The organism is uncultured Nostoc sp. (assembly GCF_964245575.1).
Taxonomy (GTDB): Bacteria; Cyanobacteriota; Cyanobacteriia; order Cyanobacteriales; family Nostocaceae; genus Nostoc.
This window is the reverse complement of record NZ_CAXTNP010000020.1, coordinates 36,104-48,314: the sequence shown is the minus strand read 5'-3', so window position 1 is coordinate 48,314 and position 12,211 is coordinate 36,104. Positions and strand designations below refer to the sequence as shown.

The following is a 12,211-nucleotide window of genomic DNA, read 5'->3' as shown; positions in this document are numbered from 1 at the left end:
TACATCCACCTATATTCAGATGGAAACTACAGATAATACTGTGGATGAACTATCGGCTATAGAAAATATCAATTTTGGTGAAATTTCAGATTTAGCCCAGACAAGCCCAGAAGTTTTAGGTACTGAGCCGAACAATAACTTAGAAACTGCCTTTGAATTCCCAGAAAACACAGATGAAGATACAGAGCTGGGTTTTGCAAATGATTTATTGTTTACAGAAACTGCTCTATCAGAAGTAGAAAACCAGCCAAAATTAAGAGAAAGTGCGATAATAATTGATTTGCAAGATGTCAATGAATTCACACAAACGGTTATTCAGGAAGGTGTAGAAACCGATTTGTGGGGTATAGCAGAGACATCTGAACCTATACCAGTGTCAGAGGGCGAAAACGCTATTGTTACCTCAATTGAAGAATTGGTAACGACAGAAAACATTGAAGTAGTTGCTCCAGAAGATGATTTTGCAGACTTGGAAGCATTACTAAAAGAGGAAGTAGCACTTAACCCCAAAGCTAAGGAGATACCAGAAGTAGATTTTGCAGCCCTGGAAGAATTGCTAGGTACAGATAACGCCAGCGATGTCTACGACGGGCTACGCCAACGCCAGCCCTTCAACACTCAACCAGTCTTAGCGAAAAATGCCATTCCATCACCAGCTATAGATGAATTTGGTGACTTGGAGAAGTTGCTGGCACAAGCGGATCAAACAATATCCCATTCACCATCAGTAAAATCTAACACCAACAAAACTCCTCGTCCCTCTACTCGTCGGGCTGCGAGATTTGAAGAAACGATGAAGGTTCCAGTTAAGCAACTGGACGATATGAGTAATTTAGTTGGGGAGTTGGTGGTAAATCGCAATACCTTAGAGCAGGATCATGAACGGCTGCGGCAGTCATTAGATAACTTGCTGATTCAGGTACAACAACTCTCGGATGTGGGCGCAAGAATGCAGGAGTTGTACGAGCGATCGCTACTGGAAGCTTCTCTATTAGCTGGACGCAAAAAGAAAGACTCCGGCTTACAAGCGTCTGATTCCAATGCCGATAGGGGTTTTAGCGAGTTAGAAATGGATCATTTTACTCCCTTCCATACACTCTCACAGCAGATGATTGAACGCATTGTGCGAGTGCGTGAGTCGGCAAGTGACATTGATTTTGTTACCGAAGAAACCGAGCGCGTAGCAAGGCAGTTCCGCCAAGTAACCACCCAGCTACAAGAGGGATTAACAAGAGCGCGAATGGTACCTTTTGCTCAAACTATCGATCGCTGGCGGCGAGGAGTGCGCGACAACGCTATCAAGTGTGGCAAACAAGTGGAGTTGGTGATCGAAGGTGGTGATACCTTAATTGACAAGATGATTTTGGATCATCTCACCGATCCGTTAACTCACATGCTGAATAATGCGATCGCTCACGGTATTGAAACGCCAGATGAAAGGCAAGCTGCTGGTAAACCACCCGTAGGAATCATTACTATCCGTGCCTTCCACCAAGGCAACCAAACGATCATTTCTGTAGGCGATGATGGCGCAGGCATCGATTCAGCAAGGGTTAAGGCTAAGGCAGTGAAGATTGGCATGATTACAGAAGCGCAATCATTAGCCATGTCTCGCCTGGAAGTCTACGATCTGCTGTTCCAGTCTGGTTTTACAATCAAAGACCAAGCAGATGAAATTTCTGGTCGTGGTGTGGGTATGGACGTAGTGCGCTCCGAAATTAGCGAAATTCGGGGGACAGTGAACACCGATTCTGCGATTGGCAAGGGAACCATTTTCACCATTCGTCTGCCACTGACTCTGAGTATTTGTAAAGCTCTCTGCTGCGTCTCTGATCGAGCCAGGATTGCCTTCCCGATGGACGGTGTAGAAGATACGCTGGATATACCAGTCAAAAATATCCAGCACGATGCCAATGGGGAATCATTTATTTCCTGGCGCGACACAGTGCTGCCATTCCGACCCCTGAAGGAACTTTTAACCTTCAATCGCCAAATCAGTCGTGGTAATGTCTATGGCGGCACTAGAGATGATGATATGGTTTCTGTGGTCGTGGTGCGATCAGCAAATTCCCTAATTGCTCTACAGATTGACCTAGTATTGAGCGAACAAGAAATTGTAATTAAGCAATTTGAAGGCCCAGCGCCTAAACCCATTGGTGTAGCTGGTGCTACAGTCCTGGGTGATGGTCGGATTATGCCCATTGCTGACGTACTAGAAATAATTGACATCTTCCAAGGACGGATTTCTACACAAATTGGTGGCAATTCTTGGCAACAGAAAGGAATTCCTGTAGACACCTCTCCTGCGAAGATTGACCCGACAGTGCTAATCGTCGATGACTCGATTACAGTCCGAGAGTTGCTCTCCTTAACTTTTAATAAGGCAGGCTATCGTGTAGAACAGGCGCGTGATGGCCAGGAAGCTTGGGATAAACTCCGCTCCGGTCTGCCTTGTGATATCGTTTTTTGCGACATCGAAATGCCCCGTTGCGATGGTCTGGAGTTACTCTCTCGCATTCAGAAAGACTCTAACCTTAACCACTTACCGATCGCCATGCTCACCTCGCGGGGTGCAGACAAGCACAGACAAATTGCAGCTCAACTCGGTGCTAGTGGCTACTTTACCAAGCCTTATCTCGAAGAAGCTTTACTTGAAGCTGCGACGCGGATGTTGAAAGGTGAGAAACTTGTTAGCACTACAGGTAATGTTTAGTAAGTAATAAGTAGTAATGCAAAATTATTTACACATCTTATTTGGCTCTGTGCCTGATCCATAGGGCTTACGCACAGGTAACGGAAAACCGTAGACGCATTCGCGTAGCGTCTCGTAGAGAAGCGGCTTACCGCAGGTTACCACTCCAGACACAGAGAACACGGAGAAATAATAGTTTGAGAGGTATTTTGCGTAAGTCCTGATTCAATAAAGGATACAGTATTTCAAAACATTAGAACAAAGGATGTACCACAGAAAGTTAAAGATCGAGCAGAAGTAATTAGGTTAAGCGCACATGACTGGTATGTGGAAAAAATAGCTAAAAATATTGCCTAAATGGCAACATTGCTCTGCTGAGTTTAGGTATTGTTAGTGTTGAGTTTATCCATTGTGGATTCTACACTCAGACTTGTCTATTAATTACGTAAAGTTCGTATAAAGAACTATAACTAACTGCTTTTAGTACTGAATAGCAAATTTGCACTGTTATCTGCTCAACTTTATATATAGAGGAGAAGAAAATTTGGTATACTTAATTCTTTGTCTATACCAAAATCTAGGTTACAAAGAGAACATAGCAAACATCTAAATAAGACACTAGAACGATGTAAAACTACATTATAGCCTCTAATAACACTTATTTTGGCTGCACCTCGCCAATCAAAGCGAAATATGTAGCTTTTCTGTAGTTGACTAGTGCTAGATTTAAGTTACTCTTAAAGCGGATCGCTTCTTGTAAGAATCTACCCTGACAGAAGTGTATAAAGATATAGTTAAATTTAGCAATTGTGTCCGAGATTTTTAATTTGCAAACTGAATAGTTTGATACGGCGCTCAAAAACCTGATCCACTACCCTAAACAAGGTAGTCAATTAACGACTCAATATCATCTGTCTGGTAATTGTATTGAATAGTTTACAATACCAGTGGATGAGAAAATCTAAAGAAAATATAAAAGAAACTCAAATTACTGTGGTGTCTGGAGGACAAAAGTGTTTCTGAGACTAGCACATCAACATCGACAATTCGTCCAAGACTTGGTAATGAACCTGCAAGCCTTGGCGGTTGTATTAGAGCGGCGCGGGTATCCTGCATCTTGTTACACGTGTGGCGACCAAATGAATAGTGCATCGTTTATGGTTAGCTTGGGTGATAACCACCTGATTCGGTTTTTGGTGTCCGATTACGGGATTACTTGGACGGAAATGCGGGATGACCGCGAATTAATGAAGCTAGAAGGTGCGGAGGCAATTAGCCAGCTGGACGAACTGGCTGATCTTGTCAAGCAATCTATGCAAACCGATACAGGCTCTAAAACTCTTGCCAAGAAGTATTAAGGTTCCAAAGGTCGATGGCAAACTAGAAATTGATTATCGGTAATTGGTAATGGTGGCTTAGTTAGCGATCGCTCTTACCTGTTCTCCATTACCATTAAGTGATTGGCTCGTGGCTGGCCCATCGCATATTTTTTGGTATCTGCCAAAACCTCACAAGCCGGATTCTGAGCCTTTAGCTGGAAGGTTAGTAAAACGCACTACTAATCACAATCAAGATAATTAGTAATTACTAATTCATAATTCATAATTAAAAGACAGAGGTTAAAAACCTGCAACTATCAAGCAAGCAACCCTACTTAGCTTGGGGTCTAAATCTACTTATATAACGCAATTATGAATTATCAATTATGAATTATGAATTTTTAATGAATTTTTTAGCTGACCGAAGAGGCAGGGGAGCAATAAGCAGGGTGCAAAGGGGAAACTTTCTCCCCAGCAAAGCGCACCCTGCCTTATCCCATTAATTTTGCTGGGTTCGTAGTAAGCACAAAGCGTGCTTAAAAATCTAGGACTAAAGTCCTTACTACGAACTTTTTCCCCCTTCAAAATTAATGACATAAACCACTAGTACGCCACGGCGTAAATAGAGCAACCATCTAAAATCCCTAAAAAGCCTATTCAATAATACTTTTGAATGCGTGAATGCGTGAATGTGTGACTTCCGCCTTGCGGTACTAGTGGGACTTAAACAAAAAATCAAACCCAAGTTAGGTATACCGTTATACTGCTGGCTTGGTGGATTTTCAACTCGGAATTGGTTTCAGCGAAAACATTAAAGGTTTTTTATGCTATTCAATAATTTATAAAATTTATAGGTGCTGAGAAATTTGAAGATGTTAGAAGAAAAGCCCAGCCAACCAAAACTACCACCAACCAACGCCCTTGACAATCCATCAAGTCCTGAATTTGAGAATTGGTTTGAATATCCTGTCAGAGTGCAACCCCACCACACTGACTATGCAGGTATTGTCTGGCACGGTTCTTATATAGCTTGGATGGAAGAAGCACGGATTGAATGCTTGCGATCTATAGGGATTGAATTTGCTGATTTAGTTACTATAGGTTGCGATTTGCCAGTTGTAGAACTGTCGGTACGCTATCACCACTCAATTCAATTGGGTATGGCAGTGCTAGTAAAAACGCGCATGGCTGAGGTGACTGGTGTGCGAATCAATTGGGATTATGCTATTGTCTCAACTGATGGACAACAATTGTACGTCACTGCCAAAGTGACTTTAGTAGCTTTAGATCGCGAAAGAGGCAAGATTATGCGTCAGTTGCCGCCAAGTGTTAAGGATGCACTGGCTAAAATTTCAGCATTAAATAAAAATTGACCAACAAAGGTTATAAAGGCAATTTGCTTTAAAGTTCAAAATTTTATCTGATCATTTTTTGTAATTCACCTTGATTAACAAAGGTGAATTTTTAATTTTTTACTTGCCGTTTTGGAACTGTGATATAGTTTGCTTAAACTGCATTATGTGATGCCAAATATCTTGTGGGGTAATGCCAAAACTAATGTTTAATAAAATCAGGATTGCGGCAATAGTTAATGCACTACTCACGGTTGCTTTCAACAACTTCGACAATATTATGAAGATAATCCAAGCTACAATCAACGTAGCAATCATAATGTAGAAATTCCTTAAGAATAGCCCTTATCTGAAAAGGTGTTTAGTCAGAAAGGGGAAGTTTTTATCGGAAGTAAAAATTACTACTATTAAAGCTATTAGACCTAATTTGCAATAGATACTAAAGCTAATATTTTTTAACTGTACTAATGCTATATTATTTGAAAATGAGACAATGATTCAGAGAAGAGGCAATTTATTTGGCAATTTGGCAGAGGATAGACAAAAATGAATTTATTCGTTAGCCTTCAGCCTAATGCTGAAGGCTAAACAGGAATTGGCCAAGAACCAGAAAATCCGCCTTTTGGGTATCTGAACTAAAGGTTTTTATCGCAGAGAAATTATCCGCGAGTGAGTTTCTAACTTTTCAGTCGCTGTTAAAACTTCTTGTCTTGCCCATTTATCTGCTGTCAAAATGTCATCTAAAGAGGGATTAGAACGGTTATCATTTTGATGGCGATCGCACACCCATTCGATACATCGGGGAATATCTAAAAACCGAATTTTTTCTGATAAAAATAAAGCCACAGCTTGCTCATTTGCGGCATTCAACACAGCTGGCATCGAACCACCAGCTTTACCCACAGCATAAGCTAACTGCATACAAGGATACTTTTGGTGATCTGGTTCACGGAAGGTTAAGTTTCCAGCTTTGACTAAATCTAGTCGTTCCCAGTTGGTGTAAATGCGATCGGGCCAAGATAGCGCATACAGCAAGGGTAAGCGCATATCCGGCCAACCGAGTTGGGCTAAAACTGAAGTATCTTGCAGTTCAATCAGCGAGTGAATAATACTCTGGGGATGAATGACAATTTCGATATTGTCATAATCCAACCCAAACAGGAAGTGAGCCTCAATTACTTCCAGTCCTTTATTCATCAAAGTAGCAGAGTCTACAGTGATTTTACGCCCCATCGACCAATTCGGATGCTTGAGAGCGTCAGCAACGGTTACATCTGCTAACTTTTCTACATCCCAGTCCCGGAAAGCCCCACCAGATGCAGTCAGCAAAATTTTCCGCAAGCCTCCCTTTGGCACACCTTGGAGACACTGAAAGATTGCGGAATGTTCGGAATCAGCAGGGAGTAACTTTACACCATGTTTTTCGACTAGGGGTAGAACCACAGGGGCCCCAGCAATCAGGGTTTCTTTGTTCGCTAAGGCAATATCTTTACCAGCTTCAATAGCTGCGATCGTGGGTAGCAAACCAGCACAACCAACGATCCCGGTGACAACAGTTTGAGCATCGCCGTAGCGAGCGACTTCTATCACTCCCGCGTCACCTGCCAGTAAAATCGGTTGGGGATCAAGGTCAATGATAGCTTCTTTGAGCGCTGGTAATTTATCTTCTGAGCAAATGGCTACTATTTCCGGTCGAAACTGCCGAATTTGAGCAGCCAACATCTCTACATTGTTCCCAGCTGCCAATCCCACAATCCGAAACTGATCTGGGTACTGAGTGACAATATCTAAAGTCTGAGTACCAATAGAACCAGTGGAACCAACAAGAGTAATCGCTTTCACAATTGCTTAAGGATTTACAAACAACTCCCACTATAAATTGCTGGGGACTCTTTAATAACAGGAATCACTATAATCGATACACTGACGACGACGGGGAGAGAGCCAGAGACGCAAAGAAGGAAAATTTACCCGTGTCCTCGTCACTGCACTAGCCCTAATCCGTTAATTTCAACTCGATAGACTGCTAGCCATAAAGTACTAAAGTTGCTCATTTTCCATACAAATAGACAAAAATTGTCTTCATAAATAGTATATTTTTAAAGATAAATTCGGAAAAAATTGTCAAAAGTAACCAAATAAGAAATAATTTTAATTAATTGGGAATCTGTCCAGTTTATTAATGATGTTGATGGAGAATTTCATATGGAAAAGATTACTTATAAATTGCTGTATTGCAGCTATAAGTAAAAGGATACATAAAGGAGTTTGTTGAAGCACTCAAGCTTATGGTTAAAGTTCAGATAGTTAGAAAAAAAGTTTTATGGAAAAATGATTTACTGTTTCCAGCAGCAATATGGCTTGCCAGCCGAATATTCATCTGGACTGCTATGTTGCTGGTTGCGCCAAAGCTACCGTTAGCAGCAGAAGAATTTTTGCCCCCTTTTGGCTGGGGGGTTTTTGATGCATGGGATAGTATACATTACCGAGCGATCGCTACTTCTGGATATGAATTTGTGAATGACGGCAAGCAACACAATCTTGCCTTTTTTCCCCTGTTTCCCTTAAGCATTTGGGTTGTGATGAAACTGGGCTTGCCGTTTGAATTAGCAGGTACGTTAGTCAACAACTTGGCATTTTTCGCAGCCCTTTACTGTTTGTACTTTTGGATCAAAGAGAATTATGGGATCAATGCAGCGCAGTGGACGACTGCTGTAATTTCTTTGTATCCATCTTCCATGTTTACGGGGGTGATTTACACAGAGGGCTTGTATTTGTTTTTGAGTACATCGGCTTTGCGGGCGTTTGATCAAAAGCAGTATGGCTGGACTGCGCTTTGGGGCGCGATGGCGACAGCAACACGTCCTACAGGTATGGCATTAATTCCAGCATTTGCGATCGCAGCCTGGAAAGAACGCCGACCACCCATTGCCTATATAGCTGGTTTTACTACCGCTATTGGCATACTCCTATTCAGTTTGTATTGTGCGATTTATTTTGGCGATCCTTTAGCTTTTATCGAAGCACAACGGGGATGGCGACCAACTCTGGGGTTTGATTGGCAGGGTTGGTTAAATATGCTCATGCAAATTGTAGTTGGCACAAATAATTGGCAATTTGGTTGGATTCAAAACCCCTCTGGCGGAATTCCAGACCCCTGGTATCTGTTGTTGTTTGGCGTAATTGTTGCCAGTAGCTATCTTTTATGGCGTTTCCATCAACGTTTTAGTTCTGTGAAATTATTTTATGGCTTTTATGCTTTAGTCTTATTTTTGTTGATTATAGCAAGTGAAGAGTGGATCAATAGCTTGCTCAACTTGTTCATGGTCTTAGGTGGTGGCTATGTGTTGTGGCGCTTAGGCAGGCAATTGACCGCAGTTACAGTTATTTATGGCTTTTGCGGTATTGGTTTGCTCCTAGCTTCTGGAGGTACCATCTCTTTGAGCCGCCTTGCCTATGGTATAGTGCCTCTGAATATAGCCATTGGTGTGCTGCTATCTCGCCATCCTCGTCAGGGATATTTAATATTGGGCGCTTTTGTGACATTACTAGCCAAAATAGCTGTAGGATTTGCCCAAGAGCGTTGGGTTGGTTAGAGAATTTGATACCATTATTTGAATTTAAATTTCCTAATGACTGCATCCAATCAAACGAAGATAGCGATCGCTTCATTATTTGTAGGTGTAGATGCCATTTCTTTTGGCTCTATTTTTATGAAATTGAGCGAATCAGTGCGATCGCGGCTTTAGTAATCTTCCCCATACTTTTGTTCACTTTTTCAGAACAAGTAGCTTTCTTTGACTGGGCAATTGCGGTAGTTTTAGTGGGTATCTATCTAGCCCAATCTAGCCAATCTACTGTTCAAGTAACGAACGAAGGCTCGTAGTACCATGACAGTTAATAAAAGTTCATTTATCTATCTGCAAAGATGAATATAAGGAAAATTTTTTTGGTGAATGGCTTATTTTTTGTCATAGCTATGTGGCTTTCTAGTAGGCTTCTAATAGCCATCGCTATGTTACTGATTGCCCCATTATTTCCAAGTTCATCAACTGCCGTTGCTGCCACGTTCAGTTGGGATGTTTTTCATGCTTGGGATAGTGTTTGGTATGAGAAAATTGTGACTTCTGGTTATGATTTCTCTAGTGACGTAAAGGAAATTCACACAGTTGCATTTTTTCCTTTATTTCCATTGTTAAGCAGGATAATTATGTTCATTGGTTTGCCTTTTAAAGTGGCAGGTATATTAGTTAATAATTCGGCTTTTTTAGCTGCCTTGCTCACACTTTATTTTTGGGTACAGGAGCTTTACGACACAAGCACAGCACGATGGGCGACAGCTACTTTAGCATGGTGTCCCTATTCCCTTTATGGAACTGTAATTTACACTGAAGGTCTGTTTTTGTTGTGTACCACATCTGCCTTACGAGCTTTTAATAAAAAGCAATATATTTGGGCAGGATTCTGGGGAGCATTATCTACAGCAACCCGACTACCTGGAGTTGCTCTTATCCCCGCTTTTCTGTTTGTTTCTTGGAAAGAATGTAGAGGCATAAAAGCCTATATTGCCAGTTTAACTGTTGGTTTGGGTATATCTCTGTACAGTCTTTATTGTCAAATTAAATTTGGCGATGCTTTGGCTTTCATCCATGCACAAAAAGCGTGGCGTGGTGATGCAACAGGGTTTGCTTGGGAAGGTTGGTGGAAGATGCTGATGCAAATTACGGTAGGTTTCACTAATTGGAAATCTGGTTATATTAAAGACCCTTTATATCTATTATTCTTTTTAATAATTATTGGTAGCGGCTATTTATTATGGCGCTTTCGTTTACATCTGGGGATGAGTAAATTCCGCTATGGATTATATTTTTTATGGCTATTGTTGTGGTCATTGACAGGAGATGAATTATTTAAAATTGCACTAGTTTTTGGCGGTATTTATTTACTATGGTTATCACGAGATAAAATTCCCCTTGTTACTGTTGTTTATGGCTTTTCTTCCTTCGCTTTAATTTTGAACACAGGGATTACAGCCTCGGCTGAACGCTACGCTTACGGTATTGTATCGCTGTCAATAGCATTCGGGTTATTACTTGCGCGTTATCCTCGTTGGGGATACCCAATTATGTACTTTTTTGGAATACTAATGTTTACATTTTCTATTCGATTTGCCCGCGATCTTTGGGTAGCTTAGGTTTAATTCTGAATCCTGGCTCCTGACTCTTAAATTCTGTTTTGTTAATTTTTGGTAATTAGTGTAAATCCGTTAGCTGCGCCTAGAATTTTACTACCAGTTAAATTCATTTGCTGTAAAGCCTCATTGTCTAACAGCAAATAATATTTATTAGATAACATTTTTTGTAAAATTGGCAGAGTTGTAGCAGTTACTTTGCAATCGCTGTAAAAATCTAAACTAGGACGCCCATAAGCAAAAGAAGTATAAATTTGTGTTCCTGGTGAAACATTTGCCCGAATTAATTCCGCTACTGGTTTAACTGGAAAAGCTTCGTTTAATTCCCAAATCCACGATTGCGAACTTACCAACAGGGCTAAAACTAAGTACATCCCAGAAAATAACACTGGAATAAAGTTGCGATCGCGCTGTTTAACTAGCCATGCTGCCATACCCATGCTTATTACCAAAACAATACTCATGACTATTAAAATCGGCTCTTTTTTAATAAAAAAGTAAATACAACCTCCTAAACCAGCAATAGAAATAATAGCCAGAAATATTGTCCAACTTCGCACTCTAAAATGACGATTGTACCAAACTTCGCTCAAATTAGCCCCAATTGCCAAAGCTAAAAATGGATATACAGGCATGATATACCACGGGAGTTTAGTTCTCATAAAAGAAATAGTTCCTAAGTAAATAATTGTACCCAATAGAACTAGATAACCCCAAGTATTATGACGGTTTTTCCCAGCTAGATAAAGCCCTCCAGGCAAAAATAACAGCCAGGGAAAACCATATTTAAGTATTTCTAATAAATAGTACCAAACAGGCCCGCTATTACCTTCAACAGGTTGTAAAAGGCGGTCAAAAGCTTGTGCTTGAAAATGCACTTCTAAAAAAGTATTACCGTAATGTTGCCATTGAGCAGTGTACCAAGCGATCGCTGGAGCATTTCCTAACAAAATTCCCACCCAGAGATAGGGACTTTTCAGCAAAGCTAATTGTCGATCTGCAAGTAGGAATAAACAGGCGATCGCGCCCAAAAGCAAAACTATCATTCCCTTAGTCAGAATAATTAACCCCAGACAAAATCCCATGCCTACAGCATATTTTCGGTTTTGACGTGCCTTCAAAAGACAAAACAACAACAGCAAGAAAAAAGAAATAGTCATCCCATCTAACATTGCTAGCCGTCCATGACGCACCACAGGCAACATTGTCAAGTAAACTAAAGCAGCAAATAGAGCCGGTAAACTTTGGTTAAAAGCCAAACGCCCTACCAAGTAAAGTAAAGGCACTCCCAAAGCAGTTAAAACCGCACCAGGTAAGCGTGTCGTTAACTCCTGCACTCCTCCTAAGTGGTAGCACCAAGCTATTAACCATTGCATCAAAGGCGGTTTTAATAAAAATGGTTCTCCCTGAATAGTGGGATAAAGCCACTTACCAGTACGGTAAATTTCTCTGGCAACTAGAGCGTAAGTACCTTCATCCCAATCTCGTAAAGCGGAGTTTCCTAAAAATATCAGCCATAGAACTAGAGATATTACCACTAAGCTAAATAACCATTCTTTTTCTCGGAATATGACGGTTCTTTTTGTGAATAGCTTTACAATATTTGTGCGATACATTTAGGGCTGATTGTGGTATTGAATAATATTGCTAATTATGT

General features: G+C 40.9%; 8 protein-coding genes. 5 read left to right on the top strand and 3 right to left on the bottom strand.

Going from position 1 to position 12,211, the window contains the following annotated elements:
* The 3 genes from ACFFAP_RS05470 to ACFFAP_RS05460 all read left to right on the top strand — a co-directional run.
* Positions 1–2,713, top strand: a 2,713-nt coding sequence (locus tag ACFFAP_RS05470; RefSeq protein WP_375510270.1) for a response regulator, incomplete at its 5' end; no start/stop codon positions are given.
* A 992-nt stretch (positions 2,714–3,705) separates the two neighbouring features.
* Positions 3,706–4,050 (top strand): DUF1815 family protein, encoded by a 345-nt coding sequence (locus ACFFAP_RS05465; RefSeq protein ID WP_118162512.1) that lies wholly within the window; start codon positions 3,706–3,708, stop codon positions 4,048–4,050.
* An 833-nt stretch (positions 4,051–4,883) separates the two neighbouring features.
* On the top strand, positions 4,884–5,384 hold the full coding sequence (locus ACFFAP_RS05460) for an acyl-CoA thioesterase (RefSeq protein WP_375510269.1): 501 nt from the start codon (positions 4,884–4,886) through the stop codon (positions 5,382–5,384).
* Positions 5,385–5,483: 99 nt separating this feature from the next.
* On the opposite strand, the gene ACFFAP_RS05455 is transcribed toward ACFFAP_RS05460, so the two are convergent.
* Both ACFFAP_RS05455 and dxr read right to left on the bottom strand, forming a co-directional pair.
* On the bottom strand, positions 5,484–5,681 hold the full coding sequence (locus ACFFAP_RS05455; protein ID WP_375510268.1) for a hypothetical protein: 198 nt from the start codon (positions 5,679–5,681) through the stop codon (positions 5,484–5,486).
* Between the two features lie 327 nt (positions 5,682–6,008).
* The gene (gene dxr, locus ACFFAP_RS05450; protein ID WP_375510267.1) at positions 6,009–7,205 is read right to left on the bottom strand and encodes a 1-deoxy-D-xylulose-5-phosphate reductoisomerase; all 1,197 of its coding nucleotides are present in this window, start codon (positions 7,203–7,205) and stop codon (positions 6,009–6,011) included.
* Positions 7,206–7,651: 446 nt separating this feature from the next.
* On the opposite strand from dxr, the gene ACFFAP_RS05445 reads away from it, so the two are divergent.
* Together ACFFAP_RS05445 and ACFFAP_RS05440 are read left to right on the top strand one after the other, a co-directional pair.
* Entirely contained in the window at positions 7,652–8,959 is a 1,308-nt protein-coding gene (locus ACFFAP_RS05445; protein WP_375510266.1) for a mannosyltransferase family protein, read from the top strand.
* A 332-nt stretch (positions 8,960–9,291) separates the two neighbouring features.
* On the top strand, positions 9,292–10,557 hold the full coding sequence (locus tag ACFFAP_RS05440; RefSeq protein WP_375510265.1) for a hypothetical protein: 1,266 nt from the start codon (positions 9,292–9,294) through the stop codon (positions 10,555–10,557).
* A 44-nt stretch (positions 10,558–10,601) separates the two neighbouring features.
* Here the strand turns inward: ACFFAP_RS05440 and ACFFAP_RS05435 are convergent, their stop codons facing one another.
* Complete coding sequence (locus ACFFAP_RS05435; protein ID WP_375510264.1) at positions 10,602–12,170, bottom strand: ArnT family glycosyltransferase; 1,569 nt, start codon at positions 12,168–12,170, stop codon at positions 10,602–10,604.
* Positions 12,171–12,211: the final 41 nt, after the last annotated feature.

What these genes read in the sequence shown, in the direction of transcription:
- ACFFAP_RS05460 (WP_375510269.1), top strand. Translation starts at nt 4,884, where the DNA reads ATGTTAGAAGAAAAGCCCAGCCAACCAAAACTACCACCAACCAACGCC.
- ACFFAP_RS05455 (WP_375510268.1), bottom strand. Translation starts at nt 5,681, where the DNA reads ATGATTGCTACGTTGATTGTAGCTTGGATTATCTTCATAATATTGTCG.
- ACFFAP_RS05445 (WP_375510266.1), top strand. Translation starts at nt 7,652, where the DNA reads ATGGTTAAAGTTCAGATAGTTAGAAAAAAAGTTTTATGGAAAAATGAT.
- ACFFAP_RS05440 (WP_375510265.1), top strand. Translation starts at nt 9,292, where the DNA reads ATGAATATAAGGAAAATTTTTTTGGTGAATGGCTTATTTTTTGTCATA.
- ACFFAP_RS05435 (WP_375510264.1), bottom strand. Translation starts at nt 12,170, where the DNA reads ATGTATCGCACAAATATTGTAAAGCTATTCACAAAAAGAACCGTCATA.